Genomic DNA, 18,779 nt, shown 5'->3' on the forward strand with positions numbered 1-18,779 from the left:
GCGAGAACAGACCGTCTTTTATTTGCAGTTTTTAATTATATTGTTGTAGGCAACATCCACGGCAGAATCATCTGTATTGCAATGCAGTACATAAAATTTTGTATGCCGAATAAGATTATCGAGATTTGAGAGCAAAGACATTCCGTCTGACTTATTCACAAATTTGACTGTTGATTTGTAAAGCCTTTGTACAATCTCATTTGTGTCGGGAATTGTAACAAAATTATCGACTGAGCGTTCTATGAATATTATAGCACCTATGGGAACGGTTTCGTTGTTAGCAATTCCGCTTCCGCCGTCAAACGGAGTTCCGCAGCATAGCGGGACTTCGTTTTTAATTTTTACAACAGGCTTATCGTCATTGAGAATATGAGCTTTTGAGCCGAATCTTTTCAACCACATCTTTGTATGAGTGGATTTGCCGACACCTGAATCGGCGGAAAACAAATACGCTTTTCCGTCAAAAACGAGTGCCGAGGAATGCACAAGCATAGCGCCACGGTGAATTATTTTGCGGTTAAAAATTGACGCCGTTGCAAATTCTTCGGCTTCATCAATGGTTGAACCTTCAACCATACGGCTCAACAGGGAATTTAAGTATGAGTCTGACGGTATTGCGGAAAAATCTGCACTTCTCTCCCCTTCATACAAAAACGGTTCGCACAATTTTTTTAAGTAATCAAATTTTGGTTCAATTTCAACGATAAAATCAGCAATTAAATATTTTGGCAAAGCGTCCTCCGAAATAAAACAGACTCACAAAAAGTGAGCCTGTTTTTTTATTGGTTAGTTTAAATGAACGATAAACTTCTGAATTTCCGTTGCGTCAATTACTGTGATGTCACCGTCGTTGTTATAATCGGCAAGATGTTTTTGTTCTGCCGAAAGTTCAACAATACCGACAACATACTTCTGGATAAGAGTTGCATCTAAAATATCAATCCTGCCATCCATATTAACATCACCGACATCATAAGCAGAAATGCCCTCAAACGGAATATTGTTAGCCTTTGCATATTCCTCGGCATAAGAACCGTAACTGCCCTTGATTGTTACATTCGGAGAGGTTCTGAAAGCGTTAGAAGCAATAGAAGTCACGGATGTAGGAATAAACACCTCTGACAGTGATGCACATTCAGCAAAAGCACTCTTACCAATCGCACTTGTACCGGCAGGTAAATATACCTTGTCTAAAGAAGTACAATTGTAGAACATCTGATCGGTAATTTTACTCGGCACACAGTTAAAGGTAACAGATTTCAAACTTGTGCAATTCTGAAACACGGCAGCACCAAAATCTCTCACCCAGATAGGAATTGAAATTGATTCAAGCGAAGTACAACCGTAAAAAGAATCAGTACCGATTCTTCTAAGATATCTTGCTTCGTTAAGACTGATCGATGTTATTGCGGTCTTTCCCACAAAGGCAAAATCAGAAATTTCCGATACAGACCAGCTTTGAAGCTTAAGCGGAAGAACAATATCGGTCTTATCACCTTTATATCCGGTTACGTTCGCATTACCGTCAGAAACAGAATATACAAAGCCGTCGGTTTCATATGAAGCCGCAGAAATTTGAAATGTAGAAATAATAATAAAAAATACAGATAATAACAATCCGGAAAAGCGTTTTAGGGATTTTAAACAATATGTATTTTTCATATCATTACCCCCAATCGTCACCATCACTCTTAGTAGCCTCAGGAGTATCATCAAGACTACCGGTCAAAATTATATCCTCGAATTTAAATTTTACTAATTCAAATTCAGGAGAAGAATACTCTTTTTTCATAAATAACTCCTTCCTAAATTTTATGTGTGCAACAGTATTGTCTGTTGCACACAATAAATTTAAAATTAAACTGTTGCGTTCGCAATATCATAGAGTGTAAAGTAGATAGGATCACCAAGTTCAACAACAGTTTCATTTGATTCATTAACATACTTAATATAAGTGTAAACTCTATAAACACAATTTGCATTAGCTTCGGTATTATTGAAACGAGCAAAATACTGAAGTCTGTTCTTATTATTAAGTCTGTTATTATTGATTTGTTTTGTGAGCGACTCAATACTTGATTCACCAGTCAAAATTTTACTTTTAGCATCTTCAGCTGCCATGGAAAGGTCAGCAGTGTACTTATCAGCGTAGTACTTCATATCAGTATTGTAACCTACACCAATGGAATCTTTTTCTAACTCTAACTTCTGCATCACAATACCAGTCTGAACCTTACTGCTGTTAGGATCAAATACATTGAGCTGTTTGCCATTATAGAAGAAGTTAAGTACAAAGTCAGCGTAAAGCTTGTCTTCACCGTTACCCTTAATGAAATCTTCAGTTTTATCAAGTGTAGTCATACTATCAGCGTCAAATCCGTTGAAGCTGTCAGCATTACCAGCTGTCCACTGATTTCTTGTTACTTCCATAAACTGAGTTGAAGTAGAAACTTCCTTAACAGATGCAACTGGAGTTGAGCTTTCTCCATAAACAGGAACTATCCAATAGTTGTCATATGATACATAGCTGAATCCACCGTCGATGTTGTATGCTTTAATGACAAGATTATTACATCCCGGATCGGAGTAGATTGCCCAATACATAAACTGAAGTGTTTTACCTTTATCTGTATATGTTTTCGGAGCAGTGATATCATAAGTATAAGTTCCGTCAGAATTTTTTGTATAGAACAATGAATTATAAGGTAATTCAGATGAACCATTTTTTGTGAAAAGTTCAAAATTACCGTTTTCGTTATTAGAAGAAGTAGGTTCATTAGTATCCTTATCACGGAAAACATTAAGGTGGATTGTTCTGTCTGACTGAGTTGAATTAACAACAGCTGATGCTATTGACTTACTATCTGATGAATCGAAAGCGGTATTGCTATCAGGAGTCTCATTCCAAGTAAGATTCTTTGTAAAGTTTGACTCATACGGTGCAAGAGAAAGGATAAAGCTATTTGTAAGAGTTACCTTTACAGAATGTGATTCCACACCTTCAACATTAGTAGCATTCTCATCAAATGTGTATGATGAAGTGTTTTCGGGATCAACATAACCTGCCTTGTTGTAATACTTTTGATTACCCATTCTGTCAGTATAAGAGAACTGAACCTTATACGGTACTTTAATAGAAGTAATGTCAGAATAGAAATTATAATATACTGTTCCCGCATCAGCAGCAGTAAGAGTGCTTGCATACTTATTATAGTATTCATTAAACGAGAACGTATATTCTGATGTAGTTACAAGACCTTCTGTTCTGTCTCCGCTAACATTTGTTGTAAAACCAGTAGTAGGATTAAAAGCAGTTATATCTGTTGTGTTTTCAGCAGAATAGTAACCATTGAAATTATAAAGGTTCTTTGTTGTTGTGTAAAGAGTAACAGTTACAGTAAGACCTGTTTGCGCTGCTAATTCAGCAATCTTAGTCTTATCGATTGAAGCTGTGCCGGCAATCCTGCCTGAATCATAAAGAGATTTACCCTCGTTGTTTTTAACAACAACCTGAATTTCGGGAGTGGCTTTACCTCCGCCTGCATTTGTTCCGTTGTACAATGAATGGTGGAAGGTCATTGAACCGCCCGGGGTTTTGATATAACGAGCAACAAGCGTTACATCTGAATTTCGTGTAACTGCACCTGTCAAACTACTCATATCTGAAGGATTGATTGCCTTGTAATCACCATCAATAAGACGGTACCAACCAACAAATGTGTATACTGCAGTTGAAGTTGCATTAACTTCAAACTTATAATCCTGAGTATTATCAGCAAAAGTTTCAAGTTTTCTTACTCTATCCGCTGGATCGGTAAAGTATGCACTTGCTCCTGTTGTCGTACCGACAATTGATGAAGCATCTTCATCAGCAAATGTATCTTCATGGAAACCGCCTACTTTGTAGTCATCAAGAGTATTTGCATACTGAATCTTGATTTCACCGGTGATTTTCTGTTTACTCTGAGAATAGTACCAACGACCGTCAAGACGATTGCCATAATCGTCACCGCCTTTGATAGCTGCCTCAAAGTTAATCTGAGCATAAACACCTTTATAATCATTATATAAGGTTTTAAATGTTGCCCAATAAGAATCTCTATCTGTCTTGCCGGGGAGGAAGTCAGTAGGAGTTGATTCAGAACCAATGGCAGTTTCCATTTGCTCATCGGACTTGCCAAGGGCATACAAGAGAGCTGATGAAGGAATAGTAGCCACTCTATCGCCAGCCTTGTTATAAATGCTCCAAGCAGTTGCATATTTACCGATGTAGTTATTCTGGTAACCGTCCGAAATAATTGACAGGTAATTATCCTTACTGGTTACACTCTGAGTGTCCTTATAGTCAAGCTTCTCTGTACCAATTTTATTGCCAAAAATATCTGTCGGATAATTCTGGTAGTCAAGGAATACTTCCCAACCGGCAGCATCAGCTTTAGAAGCAGCAAATGTATCAGCCGGTTCATTATCGAATTCATTATACTTAAAACGATAAATAATGTTATCAGCAGCAGCACCGCTCTCAGCTATCTTAACAAAATCATCGTAGTCGTATGTCTGTGCATTATCACTTTTTTGATTTTTACCGTTATAATCTCTATGAACATCGTCCCAAACATAGTTATTAAGCGTCATACCTGTAATTTTTTCTGTGGTATCACCATTGACTATAAATTTAGGAATCTGAGTAAAGATAGAACCGTTGTAGTCAACCATTGGTTGTCCGGGGTAATAGCCTAATGCTTCTAATGTTGTAGTACCACTACCATAATATACATAACATGAAGGAGTATTGCCCCAAATTTGTTTTGCAGAATCGTAGTTCTCGATGTAGAAATATACGCAGTTATCATCATTTTTGAGGAAATACACAGGAGTGATTTCAAGCTTTGAACCATAAATCTCTTGATTTACTTCAAAAGTATAAGTATATACATCACTACTATGATTTTTACCTTCAGTCTGTGAAAGAACTCCACCAAAGATACCGTTTACGCTGAATCCCTTAACATAGTAATCACTGCCATTGTGACCTGCAAAGGTTGCGTCAGGGTTAATTGTGGTTGTAACGGTTACTGTTGAGCCATAAGGAACTTTCTTAGCAGTAACAGCACGATTTTTACCATCAATCTTGTATGAATCAGATGCAGTAATTATTTTATCATCAGGAGTTGTTATTGAAAGAGTTGTATCACCTAAAACAGCGGTAGTTTTTTTATCACCAGTATTAGTAAAGCCCGCACGAATTGTACCGTCTTTACCTGTAATATTTACGGTTGTATCAGAAGCACTATCTTTGGTAGCTTTTACCGTATATGTTTTAGCAGTCGGGTCGTAGATGATTTTTATATCTCCGATATATTCAGAATTTTCACCTACAATGCTCATTTTACCGAATAAATATTTAACCGATCCCACATAATAGTCCGGTTTTTTAGCGTCGACAAGTCCTAAGCCTTCAGGATTATCTGAATTTACAGCTTCGAGACCTGTATTTGGCTCCATATTAACATAGGAATCATCCTTTGAAAAAGCAAAATACAGTTCTTTATAATGTTTTTCATTAAGAGTTACTATATATTTTCCGTCTTTTTCATAAACATTGTACTTTCCGTATTCCGGATTATTATATCCCTGCTGTCCTTCCCAATTTCTTGGGTCGTTCTTGCTACCATACAAAAAGTACATATCATTCACGATTGTACCTGAATCTTCTACTTTAAAGTTAGCGACTACGGTTGTGTTGCTGTTGACTGTAATTGTATACGGATTAGCTGTTGAAGAAGCTGATACACCGTTTACAATCCAACCGGAAAGAGCGTAGCCATCCTTTGGTTTTGCAGTGAATGTTACTGTATCGCCCTCGGTTACTGTTGCAGGGGAAGTGAGTGGAGTTGTTCCGTTCGTTGCAGAAATAGTACCGTATGTTTCGTCGCTTGAACTGAATGTTACTGTGTATGTTTCTGCGGTATGGAATTTTACATATACATTGGTATCTGCATTTACTGTTACCGTATAAGTCTTATTAGTTCCTGCAGATTCAATTTTTTTAGTACATTCAGCATCGTTGTACCAACCCTCTACTGCGTAGCCTTTGTTTGGGTTTGCTGTAAAGGTTACCTTTGTGCCACTATTTACAGTAGAACCTGAGCTAGATACGCCTGTGGCACTAAGAGTACCATTGACACCATTCACACCATAAGTTACAGTGTATTTTGTTGGGGCTATTGTAGAAACATCATAATTATTACCGCCCTTAACAGTAACCCAAAGATCACTATTGTATTGACCATCATATTTTTTTTCAGTACCATTATTAAAAATAATAAGGTTCCAGTTACTAATAGTGTTTATGAATGGATAATCATGCCATTCATGGTCATTAATAGTAAAAGTTTCCTTAGAATCCCAGTTATTATAGCCATATGCATTAGTATTATTTGGAGCTCCATATGCCCAAAGTGAAAAGCTATATGAACTAACATTGTCCGCAAGCTTAACATGGATAGCATACTTATCAGACGAATCAGAAGTAGCAGTAACCTTTACTGTATTCGTAACTGAACTATAATTCGCAGCAGAAGCGGTAACTTTAAATGTATAATCATCTGCTGTAGCAGGGGTGAATTTATAGGTGTTTCCATTAGGAGTACCTGTTACTGTTGCACCGCTTGTTTGCTCAAATTTATAAGTTACATCGGTATCATTTAAACCGGTTGCTCTATCATTTAAAGAAGCAGTAAGTGTAACTTCTGTACCTACTTGAACCGGTGAGGAACTTGCTGTAAGTGATACGCTTTGTGCTACAGGGGTCAGCGAAGATTCAGAGCCAGCTGTATAATACAACCGCATATCGTTATTAGTAGTATCAAGCCAAATAGTTACTTTGTCATTAGATGGATCAGAAGGATCACTAAATTTTATAAGTCTTTTTTCCGGCGTGTCATCATTAGTAACAAGCGTTAAATAATTTTGACTATTCTTATTATTTTGAAAACTGTGACCTGCTTTATCGTCAGAAGTCAAATATTTACCTTTACTAGAACGGATATAGAAGTACCTGTCATAATTACCATATATGCCTTCAGGTATCTGTCCGGAAAGTGAAGCAACCGTTTCTTCTGTATCATAATAATAAAGACCTTTCTGTTCAGATGACTCGGTAAACTTATATTCAGTGGTATCCGCATTCCATTTGGTTTTAAATCTACCTGCAATGTAGTAGTCGGTAGATGTCGAACCACCGCCTGAACCGCCTGAATAGATTGTCCAAGTTCCTTTCATATCTCCATTATTAAGTGACCAACAGTTCTTATCGCCCTTATCAGCTATTGTTGTATCAGCACTTGAGTAAATATTACTGCTGTCCCAATTTTGCTCAGAGTTAAAAGCCTTACCATTAACCCTTGTAAATACAGCTTGATTCCATTCTCCATTCGGAACTGTACCAGAATATACTTTGCTGTTTTCAATTTGGCTAAGTTTCGACCAACTAAAACTATCAGTACCTTTTTCATAAAATTTTATGTAAAACTCAGCATTATCCGCAGTAGCATCATAATTTGCATCTGAAATATCCAAATATAAAGTATCTCCAACTGTAAAATAATCAGCCGCATTGACACTTATAGTACCGATAAGCATTGTTGACAGGAGCATCATTACCGCAAGGATGACGGAAACAGTGCTTCTGCCTAAATGAGAAATTTTTGTTTTCATAATTATTACCTCCATAACCGAATATTTTGGTTTTGGTTAGGTTCGGGTTCGACCTTTACCGCCTGACCAACGGTGAAACATAATCGGCAAAGCCACGGAATTTTGAAGTTAATTTACAAAAAACAACGAGAATTCAGCCGAAAATTGTATTCTTAACCTGTTTCAGTCAAAATGTGAACACTAACCCATATTCTTTATAGTAGATTATACCATTTTAGATTGATTTTTTCAATTAGGTTGCAATAATTTTATTGTGTTTGTTTAATGTGATAGTTTTGTGTTTGTTTTTACATTCAGTTTTGCCGTTTTGACAAGATAATTTTATGTTATGCACAAGTTATGGTGCGTTTTTTGTAGAATTCGTCTATATATCGGTGTTTTTAATTATTCCGATTAAGAAATTGTTATGCCGTGTGTTACAAATTTGATAATGTTATTTTGCTGAAAGTTCAATATTTGAATGTTGTACAGTAACATTATAAAATCTGTTTGACGGAAAATTTTCCGCCTTTGCGTGACGGCAGTCCGACGGACACCGCTACGGATAACCGTGCATAGTTTAATATACAAATAAAAATGCCCGACTACGGTGTCGGACATTTTGTTTGAGATTATATGATTTTTGATTATTTATCCTTACTTAAAAGCATACGGTCATTTTCAAGCTTTGAACCGCTTGCTTTTTCAAACATCTCGAGGAGGTGTTCAACCGTAAGATTTTTCTTTTCTTCACCTGAGATATCGAGGATAATTTTGCCGTCACTCATCATAATAAGACGGTTGCCGTGAGTAATTGCGTCATGCATATTATGAGTTACCATAAGTGCCGTAAGGTTGTTTTCGGCAATAATTTTGTCGGAAAGCTCAAGCACCTTTGCGGCTGTTTTCGGGTCAAGGGCGGCTGTATGCTCGTCAAGCAGGAGAAGCTTTGGCTTTTTGATTGTTGCCATAAGGAGTGTTATTGCCTGACGCTGACCGCCAGAGAGAAGTCCTACTTTTGATGACATTCTGTCCTCAAGTCCGAGGTCGAACTCTGCAAGCATCTGACGGTAACGGAGTCTTTCGTCAGCCTTTACGCCCCACGAAAGTCCTCTTTTTTTGCCTCGTCTTGCGGCAATTGCGAGGTTTTCTATAATTTCCATATCGGCTACCGTGCCTGTCATCGGGTCCTGAAATACTCTGCCGAGGTACGGCGCTCTTTTATGCTCGGGCAATGCGGAAATATCCTTGCCGTCAATGAGAATCTGACCGCAGTCAACAGGCCACACGCCCGCAATTGCGTTGAGAGTTGTTGACTTACCTGCACCGTTGCCGCCGATTACCGTACAAAAATCGCCGTCATTGAGGGTGAGATTAACTCCGCAGAGTGCCTGCTTTTCGTTTACTGTGCCTTTATTAAAGGTTTTCCATACATTCTTGATTTCAAGCATTCTTAACCCTCCTTCTGTGCATTTTTAGCATTCATTTTTGCAACTTTCTTGAATGAAGTCTTTCTCTTTTTCTGGAGATACGGAACTGCAAGGAAGATTGCAACGATAATTGCCGTAAAGAGCTTTGTATCGTCTGTCGGCATCTTGAGCCAGAGTACGATGCCCATTGCGATATAATAAAGAATACCGCCGACAATTACAAAGACCATTCTGATGATAAAATTCATGTGCTTGCGGAAAATTGCCTCACCGAGAACTTCACCGATGATTACAGCGGCAAGACCGATTACGATTGCACCACGACCCATATTGATGTCGGCAAAGCCCTGATACTGAGCAAAAAGTGAACCCGAAAGTGCAACGAGTCCGTTTGAAAGTGCAAGAGCAATTACCTTTGTAAAATTGATGTTAATGCCCTGTGCCTTGCTCATTGCGGGGTTTGAACCTGTTGAACGGATTGTTGAACCCTGTTCCGTGCCGAAATACCAATACATTGCGGCAATTACAATGGCACAAATTCCAAGACCTACTAGAATTGCCATATTTATATTGCTTGCAGAAACAACAAGCGTATAGTTTCTGTAGCTGATTGGGAGGTTTGATTTTCCCATAATATTCAGGTTAATTGAATAAAGAGCAATCTGTGTGAGGATACCTGCGAGAATGTCGGGGATTCCGAGAAGCGTGTGAAGAAGTCCCGTTACAAGACCTGCCGCAAGACCTGCAAGGATTGCTACGATGATTGTTGCCCAAACGGGACAGCCGTTGATGAGCATAACTGCGGTTACTGCGCCGCCTGTTGCAAATGAACCGTCAACGCTGAGGTCGGCAAAGTTCAAAAGCTTAAAGGTGAGAAATACACCGAGTCCCATAAGTCCCCAGATTATACCCTGAGCAATATTACCCGGAAGTGCGGATAAAAAGCTCATTGGATTAAGAGAACCGAAGTAGTTTGCTAAAAAATCCATAAAAACCACCGATACATAAAATATCGGGGTGTCGCTTGCACGGCACCCCTGCCAATATTATTTTTCTGAATATGAATTATTCTGCTTTGATTTCTGTGTAACCGTCGGGAACTTTGATTCCGTATGTGTCACAACGATCTTTGATATATTCTTTTGTTACATTCGGAGCAGCCTCAACCTTCATCTTTGTGATGTCCTCGCCATTTACAAGAATGTTGTAAGCCATTTCGCCTGTTTTTCTGCCGAGTTCGTCATAGCTGATTGAAAGTGTTGCAACACCGCAGCCCTTGCAGATGCCTTCTTCGCCGGCAACAATAGGAGTTTTTGCGGCTGTGGCAACATTGTCGATGATACCTGTGTTAGATGCCGCTGTGTTATCTGTCGGGATGTAAAGAACATCGCTCTCGTCACAGGCAGTCTTTGCAACTGCGGCAACATCGTTTGAATCTGCAAATGAATATGATTTTACAGTATAGCCTGCATCCTTGAAATAAGGAGTGATTGTATCGCTCTGATACTTTGAGTTAGCCTCAGCCGAGCAGTAGAGAATTCCGACATTCTTTGCATCGGGGAAAAGCTCCTTGAGCATTGCCGCCTGCTGATCAAGCGGAGCAAGGTCTGTTGTACCCGAAACATTCATACCCGAAACGCCGTTCCAATCAGAATTGTCAAGCGCTGTGCCGTAGTCTGTGATTGAAGTACCGAGAATCGGAATATTCGGTGTTGCTGTGTATGCTGCCTGAAGTGCGGCAGTACCGTTGCCGAGAATAAGGTCATAGTTTGAAGAAACAAACTGGTTACAGATTGTAGCGCAGGTTGCGGAATCGCCCTGAGCATTCTGCTCGTCAAACTTTACATTGTCTGCACCGAGTTTCTCAGTAAGATAATCTTTAAAGCCTTTTGTTGCGGCATCAAGAGCCTCGTGCTGAACAAGCTGACAGATACCGATATTGTAAACCTTACCGTCCGTGGCTGAATTATCTGCCTTTGAGCTTTCTGCAGAACCGCCGCATCCTGCAAATGCGAGTGACATAGAAGCCGCCGCAAGAGCAACTGCGACAATTTTTTTAGCTTTTTTCATTTTAATTTCCTCCTAAGCTTTCAGCACTTTCACGCTGTAAAGCATCATATACTTCTGCACTTTTATGCAATAAAGTGTTTTAACAACATAAATTATAATACAAAAAAACGAAATTTTCAATAGCTTTCACCAATTTTTATTGCAAATAACTGAAATAAAAGTTTGTTTTTGGTTATTTTGCCACCACATTTTCGTCACCAAGCTGATATTTGAGTTCTTTTATCATTACAGGATTGATATCAACCCACATTGACGAGGGGGCTTTCACCTTTCTTTTAGTGTCGGTAAGATAGAAAATAACAGGCGTTCTGCCGTCAAAAATGTCAAGAACACGCTTTGCACGGTTGTATTTGTCGGTATTGAGGTCATCAATACGCAAATACAACGCAGAAGGCTTTTGTGTATCATTTTTCACGGCTTGCATATGATAATTTTGCGAAAAATGTTCTGTGTTTTTTATTGCAACAGGGTTATTTTTGCAATCCTCGTTTGTACGGGCAGACGCTATGGAATCGCAGATGATTTTCGGCTCTTCGTTTTCTTTTAAATTTACGGTTCCACGGAACAGCAACGCTCCGCCTGCACCGAGGAGGGCGGAATATTTTTCATATACATTCGGGAAAATCACGATTTCAAGCATTCCGTATCTGTCCTCAGCATTGACAAAAGCCATAATCCTGTTATTTTTTGTGAGCTGGGTTTTCAGCTTTGCAACTATGCAAACAAGGTTGACTTTTTTTCCGTCAAAATACATACCGCTGTCATTATTGATTATATCGCCTGTTTTGTCGGAATGGATTGCTTTTGAAAAAGTTGTGTATTCGTCGAGCGGATGACCGCTGAGATACATTCCCGCAATTTCGTTTTCCATATGCAAAAGTTCAGAAACGGGAAATTCGGGCAAATCGGGAATTTTGGGCTTTGATGATTGAGCGTCAACCTCTGCGTCATCAAAAAACGACATCTGACCGCCCGCATTTCTTCTGCTTTCGTACTCAACATCGTCAAGAACGGTTTTACTGATTGCGAGCAATTGTCTGCGATTTGCACCGAGTCCGTCAAATGCACCGCATTTTATCAAACTTTCAATTGCTCTGCTGTTCATATTTCTGCCGTAGAGCCTTTTGCAGAAATCGAAGAAATCTTCATAAGGATTGTTTATGCGCTCCGAGATGATTTCATCTATGAAATTTCTGCCGAGATTTTTAACGGCAAGAAGTCCGTAACGGATATCGTTTCCGCTGACTGTAAAATGAAGATTGCTTTCGTTGACATTAGGCGGTAATACACGGATTCCGAGCCGTTTGCACTCAGTGATATATGACGCAAGTTTATTTTGATTATCAAGAACACTTGAAAGCAGAGCCGCCATATATTCGCGGGGATAGTGGCATTTGAGCCATGCAGTTTTGTAGGAAATGTTGGCATATGCCGCAGCATGGGATTTGTTGAAAGCGTAGTGTGCAAAGCTTTCCATTTCATCATAAACGGAAATTGCCGTTTTTTCATCAACCCCACGGCGAATGCATCCTTCAACTATGATATTTCCGTCATCATCAGTAAGACCGTGAATGAATATTTCACGCTCCGACTCCATTACGGCAAGTTTTTTCTTGCTCATTGCACGGCGCACTATGTCTGCTCTGCCGAGACTGTAGCCTGCAAGCGTTCTGAAAATCTGCATAACCTGTTCCTGATAAATTATACAACCGCTTGTAACTCCGAGAATTTCCTTTAAAAGCGGATGTTTGTAACGAATATGCGACGGATTGTGACGACAGTCAATATAAACGGGAATGCTGTCCATAGGTCCGGGACGATAGAGTGCCGTAACGGCTATAAGATCCTCAATTCGCTCCGGTTTTAGCTGAGTGAGAACATTTTTCATTCCTTGGCTTTCAAACTGAAACACACCCTCCGTGTATCCTTTTGAAAACATTTCAAAAACTTTTTTATCGTTTTCATCAACCATATCGGGATTATAGTCGGGATTTTTATGTTTTATCTGCTTTTCTGCATCATTGATTACGGTTAAGTTTCTGAGTCCGAGGAAGTCCATTTTTAAAAGGCCGAGTTCTTCAAGTGCCGTCATGGTGAACTGTGTTACAACATTATCGTCATTTTTTGACAGCGGAACATAGTCGCTAACCGGCTTGTCGGTGATTACAACACCTGCGGCGTGCATTGTAGCGTGACGGGGCATTCCCTCAATGCTCATTGCAACATCAAGCAGTTTTTTTATCTGCGGATCGTTATTGCAGCGACTTCTCAGATCGGGACTCAGTTTCAGCGCTTCCTCGATTGTCATATCATGTTCCATAGGAACAAGCTTTGCAACAGAATCTACTGTCGCATACGGAATTTCAAGCACCCTTCCGACATCTCGGATTGCACCTCTTGCCGCCATTGTACCGAACGAAATTATCTGTGCAACATGATCTTCGCCGTATTTACGCACAACATAGTCGATAACCTCTCCCCTGCGTTCCTTACAAAAATCGACATCAAAATCGGGCATACTGACTCTTTCGGGATTGAGAAATCTTTCAAAAAGAAGATTGTACTTTATCGGATCAATTGCGGTTATGCCTATGCAGTAGGCACAAAGTGAGCCTGCACCCGAGCCTCTGCCGGGTCCGACAGGAATTTGGCATGATTTTGCGTAGCTTACAAAATCATTTACAATGAGGTAGTAATCTACAAAACCCATTTGCGACACCGTGTTGATTTCATATTCAAGTCGGTCAATCAGAGCTTTGTCGGGATTCTCGCCATAGTGTTTATAAAGCCCCTCATAGCATTTTCTTCTGAAATAATGCAGATGATCTTCGTTATTAGGAACATCAAATCTCGGAAGCTTGCGTACACCGAATTCAAAATCCACATTGCACATATCGGCAATTTTCTGTGTATTGTCGATTGCTTCGGGGTAACTTGCAAACACCTCACGCATTTCATTTTCTGTTTTAAGATAAAATTCCGAAGTTTTGAACTCCATTCTGTCGCTGTCATTGACTGTTCGGTTGGTCTGAATACAGAGAAGAATATTGTGAACCGTGCTGTCCTGTTTTTCGATATAGTGACAATCGTTTGTTGCAACAATGTCAACACCGATTTCACGGGCAAGCTTTATAAGGCTTGGAATTATCCTTTTCTGTTCCTCAATTCCGTGGTCTTGAAGCTCTATAAAAAAGTTCTCACTTCCGAATATATCACGGTAAAATTCTGCCTTTGACTTTGCACCGGCATAATCGCCGTCAAGGATCTTTTGAGGAATTTCACCCGCCAGACAGGCAGAGAGGCAGACTAAGCCCTCATGATACTCGGCAAGGAGTTCATCATCAATCCTCGGCTTTGTATAGAATCCCTCCGTAAAACCCTTTGACACAAGCTTGATAAGATTCTGATAGCCTGTATGATTTTTGCAGAGCAGAACCATATGATAGTATTTTCCGTAGGATGAGGTCTTGTCAAAACGGCTTTGCGGTGCAACATACACTTCACAGCCGATTATCGGCTTTATACCCTGCTTTTTGCATTCCTTATAAAAATCGACTGCACCGTACATTACACCGTGGTCGGTGATTGCGAGTGCAGTCATTCCTTTTTCTTTTGCGGCTTTTGCAAGTCTGCTCAGACGGCAGGCACCGTCAAGCAGACTGTATTCTGTATGAAGATGTAAATGTGTAAATGCCATTTTACTCACCTGTTGCTTTTGCCTTTATTTCACCGTCTGAAAAACGGAGTGTAAATTCATCTCCACTTTTCAGCATTTTGGCGGAATTTACCGTCTTACCGTCTTTTTCGGCAATCGAATAACCTCTTGAAAGAATTTTAACGGGGTTGAGTCCTTCAAGTTTTGCGGCTGTCTTTGTTATGTCGGCAGCCTTTTTATTTATTGTTTCCTGAACAAAATGCTGTATTTTCGTTTTGCAAAGTTCAAGAGATTTTTCATATTCAAAAATTCTCTGTTGTGGTGATACAACTGACAGTCTTGTTTTTAATTCTGTAAGAGCATTATATTCCTGCCTTAATTTCAATGTTGCCATTGATGAAACATACTGCTTTTGCGATTTATAGTAATCAATAAGCTCCGCAGTATCGGGAACTGCAAGCTCTGCCGCCGCAGACGGAGTCGGCGCTCTGAGATCGGATACAAAGTCACAGATTGTAAAATCAGTTTCATGACCGACAGCGGAAATTACGGGAATTTTACAGTTGTAGATTGCATAGGCAAGATTTTCATCATTGAACGCCCACAAATCTTCAATTGAACCGCCGCCCCTGCCGATTATGATAACATCACAGGCGTTGTATTTATCAAGTTTCTGTACGGCGTCAATAAGTTGAGCGGGAGCATTCTCGCCCTGAACAAGTACGGGACACATAATTATGTCGGCAGACGGAAATCTTCTTGAAAGAATGTTGCGGATATCCTGTACTGCCGCACCTGTGGGAGAAGTAATTACACCGATTGAATTCGGAAACGGCGGAATTTTCTTCTTATGTTCGGGAGCAAAAAGTCCTTTTTCGGCAAGTGACTTTTTAAGTTGTTCATAAGCAAGCGATAGCGCACCTATGCCGTCGGGCTGCATATCTTCAATATAAAGCTGATACTGACCTGTGGGTTCATAGACTGCAACTCTGCCACGGCAGATTACTTTCATTCCGTCGGTCGGTCTGAACTTTAAATTACGGGCATTGCCGGCAAACATTACGGCTCTTATAACGGATTTTTCGTCCTTGATTGAAAGGTAGATGTGTCCGCTTCTGTAGTGGTCGGTCAGGTTTGAAATTTCACCCGTAACAAAGACAAAATTCAGCCTTGCGTCATTTTCAATAATTGACTTTATATAGAAATTCAGTTGTGAAACACTTAAAACTCGTGGTTTGCTAAACTCGGGTGTGTACATCGTTATACTTCCTGTATCCTAAATATGCAATTCCTGCCGAGTTATCTGCCGAAAACTGCGGCGGTGCGAATATTGCATTATATTTTTCTTCAAAAGAATTTTTTATTATTTGATTTGACATTACTCCGCCTGCAAAGAGCAATGGAATTTCTCCGTATTTTTCAAGCAGTCGCTTGGTCATTTCGGACAAGGTCTGTTCAATATATTTAAGACAGAATGCCGAAACATATTCGGGAGATTTACCTTCGTCAATCAGCTTTTTAGAAAGATTTTCAACTCCGCTCAGGCAACAATCACAGCCTTTGAGAGTTGGTTTTACCTTGATTTTTTCTGTATTTTTAAGGGCAAGCTGTTCAAGCTGAGGACCGCACGGAAATTTTAAACCGAGCATAAGCCCTGTGCGGTCAATCGCCTGTCCTGCATTGAGATCGAGTGTGTGTGCCACAAGTTCAACGGAAAAGCCCGTGCCGAATCCTTTTGCAAATACTGCCTCGGTTGTACCTCCGCTGACATGGAAAGCGATAAACTGCTTATCAAACAAATCTGTTCTCTGCGAGCCGAACAATGCCGCCGAGATATGTCCCTCCTGATGCGAAAATGTGTAAAGAGGGATTTTCATTGCGGAAGATAAAATTTTTGCCGTGTTCTCTCCAACGGTGAAACACGGCATATATGATCCGTCAACAGGTCTTGGACGGCTTGACGCCGCAATTGCGGCTATTTTGCTTGTATCAACATCTTTCAAAAGTTCTTCAATAAGCGTGTGCAACTGTGCTGTGTGGTGAAACACAGCGTCACTCTGACGAAGTCCGAGCTGACCTTCTTTTACGGGAAGAAGTTTTTTCTGCTGAACCATTTCGCCCGTTTTGCTGTCGTAAAGGGCGGTTGATGTTGTGTAATTTGAAGTGTCAATTCCGAGAAAAAGGCTCATATCACTTCTCCGACTTTCCCGAAAATTCACGGGAACATGTGCCGAGAATACCGTTTACAAATTTGCTCTCGTCGATTGTATATTTCTTTGAAAGTTCAACAGCCTCGTTGATTGAAACGCTCTGCGGAACATTGTCGAGATACTTCATCTCATAGATTGCAAGGCGAAGAATAGCAAGCGACGGCTTTGATATTCTTGAAAGAGTCCAGCCCTTTTTCAGGTGGCTTGCAATGATTTCATCAATCTCCTCACGCTTGTCCTCAATGCCGGAAACTACAGCCTGAGCATATGCGCAAACACCGCCTACAAACATTTCCGAATTATCATCTATTGTTTCTTCAAGAGGCTCATCGTCAAAAGACTTTGAAAACAAAAGCATAAAAGCCTGCTCTCTTGACTCACTTCTTGTGAGATTAACCTCTTCTTCAAAGATGTCACTTGTTTCAGCGTCATTTACTTCAATTTCATTTAATTCATTGTTAATTTCGTTATTCATAATAAACCCAACTTTTCGTTAAATTACAATATCACTAAAATCATATCATTAAGATTTAAATCAGAGTAACTCCCTAATTTACTTACAAGATTATACCATAACTGAAAATGAATGTAAACAACAATTAACAAAGATGTCCGTTAAAAATCATTTGCTTTTTTAACTTTTCTCGCAACCGAATGAGGTTGATTTTATGCACAAAAAAGCAGAGGACACTATGCCCTCTGCTAATTTTATGCCCCTATTACAGATATATCGTCATAATCAACCTCATAATGAGTAACCACGGCATCGTCAATAATCAGAACAGATGTATCGTCAAGCTGAGATTTCGGAACAATTACCGACACACCTTGATCGCTTATATAGCAAAGGCATTCTGAAAATCCTTTTGCTTTGACAATACTTTCAATGCTGTCCTGAATTGTAAAGGTTTTGAGAAGCTCTTCAACATTCTTTTCAGCCTCGCTTTTGTCGGCATCAGACGAGCTTTCAAGATTGAAAATTTCTTTTGCATCGTCAATTATTTTATCCTGAGTTGCCTGCCGCTTTGTCCTTTCGGCTGAAAAATAGCTTTTGCTCTCGTTTGAAAGTGCCGCCGTCTGCTGTACCTCATCATCCGACGCCGAAGCGGTTGCACTGACATATGACGCCGCACCGAGTTCTTTGGAACTTTGAGGAGTTTTAGCTCCCGAAAGCTGCCAGTTTATGTACACTGCTGCCGAAAGTGCAAGCACAAGTGATGCAAAAACGATATATTTTTTCTTAGATTTCATATTACTCCCGACCTTTATTCTGATAATTTTGTAATACATACTTTTGCTGTTGAAATATCAAGCGCTTTTGTGACTGCATCGGTGACACGCTCAACCACAACAGGATCATCACCGCCTTCACACACTACAAGCACTCCTCTTATCAAAGGTTCAATTTCCTTTGTTTTGGTGGTGCTGTTGTCAAGATAAACATATTCAACGGAATTTTCCATTGTAAGCAAAACTTCCGTCTTGCCTGCTCCCTCAATTTTTGAAATCACCGTCTGCAAATCATTTTCTATTTTTGTGCTGTATGTTTTTACGGAAAATGCTTCATCTCCTTTTCCTGATGTCCAAGAACCGAAATCAACCCAATTTGAAAGAAATATTAAACCTATGCCGATAAGACCGACAACGATTATGATATTTCTTATTTTTTTACTGTCGAGCATTGATTTCAGCTTTGAACTTGTTTTGTCTTCCATA

Annotated in this window: 13 protein-coding genes; all 13 read right to left on the reverse strand. The window is 39.8% G+C overall.

Annotated features, from left to right (window positions below; translation table 11 throughout):
• Positions 1-18 precede the first annotated feature (18 nt).
• Entirely contained in the window at positions 19-732 is a 714-nt protein-coding gene (locus WMO31_RS08815; RefSeq protein ID WP_367999541.1) for a hypothetical protein, read from the reverse strand.
• A gap of 54 nt (positions 733-786) precedes the next feature.
• Positions 787-1,662 (reverse strand): leucine-rich repeat protein, encoded by an 876-nt coding sequence (locus WMO31_RS08820; protein ID WP_367999542.1) that lies wholly within the window; start codon positions 1,660-1,662, stop codon positions 787-789.
• 4 nt (positions 1,663-1,666) lie between these two features.
• Positions 1,667-1,792 (reverse strand): hypothetical protein, encoded by a 126-nt coding sequence (locus WMO31_RS08825; RefSeq protein WP_270204139.1) that lies wholly within the window; start codon positions 1,790-1,792, stop codon positions 1,667-1,669.
• A gap of 65 nt (positions 1,793-1,857) precedes the next feature.
• On the reverse strand, positions 1,858-7,719 hold the full coding sequence (locus WMO31_RS08830) for an InlB B-repeat-containing protein (protein ID WP_367999543.1): 5,862 nt from the start codon (positions 7,717-7,719) through the stop codon (positions 1,858-1,860).
• Between the two features lie 626 nt (positions 7,720-8,345).
• On the reverse strand, positions 8,346-9,149 hold the full coding sequence (locus WMO31_RS08835; RefSeq protein ID WP_117979311.1) for an ABC transporter ATP-binding protein: 804 nt from the start codon (positions 9,147-9,149) through the stop codon (positions 8,346-8,348).
• 2 nt (positions 9,150-9,151) lie between these two features.
• Positions 9,152-10,117: an ABC transporter permease gene (locus WMO31_RS08840; RefSeq protein WP_046433775.1), complete on the reverse strand. Its 966-nt coding sequence runs from the start codon at positions 10,115-10,117 to the stop codon at positions 9,152-9,154.
• Positions 10,118-10,193: 76 nt separating this feature from the next.
• Positions 10,194-11,198 carry an ABC transporter substrate-binding protein gene (locus WMO31_RS08845; RefSeq protein ID WP_303829786.1) on the reverse strand — a complete coding sequence of 335 codons (1,005 nt, stop codon included), beginning with the start codon at positions 11,196-11,198 and terminating at the stop codon, positions 10,194-10,196.
• 172 nt (positions 11,199-11,370) lie between these two features.
• Positions 11,371-14,895 carry a DNA polymerase III subunit alpha gene (locus WMO31_RS08850; protein ID WP_367999544.1) on the reverse strand — a complete coding sequence of 1,175 codons (3,525 nt, stop codon included), beginning with the start codon at positions 14,893-14,895 and terminating at the stop codon, positions 11,371-11,373.
• A 1-nt stretch (position 14,896) separates the two neighbouring features.
• Entirely contained in the window at positions 14,897-16,111 is a 1,215-nt protein-coding gene (gene xseA / locus WMO31_RS08855; protein WP_367999545.1) for an exodeoxyribonuclease VII large subunit, read from the reverse strand.
• Positions 16,092-17,042 (reverse strand): tRNA (adenosine(37)-N6)-threonylcarbamoyltransferase complex transferase subunit TsaD, encoded by a 951-nt coding sequence (locus WMO31_RS08860; protein ID WP_367999546.1) that lies wholly within the window; start codon positions 17,040-17,042, stop codon positions 16,092-16,094. The genes xseA and WMO31_RS08860 overlap by 20 nt, the downstream gene beginning before the upstream one ends.
• Before the next feature lies 1 nt (position 17,043).
• Entirely contained in the window at positions 17,044-17,538 is a 495-nt protein-coding gene (nusB, locus tag WMO31_RS08865) for a transcription antitermination factor NusB (RefSeq protein ID WP_367999547.1), read from the reverse strand.
• Between the two features lie 233 nt (positions 17,539-17,771).
• Positions 17,772-18,314, reverse strand: a complete 543-nt coding sequence (locus WMO31_RS08870) for a SpoIIIAH-like family protein (RefSeq protein WP_367999548.1) — start codon at positions 18,312-18,314, stop codon at positions 17,772-17,774.
• Between the two features lie 14 nt (positions 18,315-18,328).
• Entirely contained in the window at positions 18,329-18,778 is a 450-nt protein-coding gene (locus tag WMO31_RS08875; protein WP_367999549.1) for a SpoIIIAG-related protein, read from the reverse strand.
• Position 18,779: the final 1 nt, after the last annotated feature.

This window comes from Ruminococcoides intestinale, from assembly GCF_040095935.1.
Taxonomy (GTDB): domain Bacteria; phylum Bacillota; class Clostridia; order Oscillospirales; family Acutalibacteraceae; genus Ruminococcoides; species Ruminococcoides intestinale.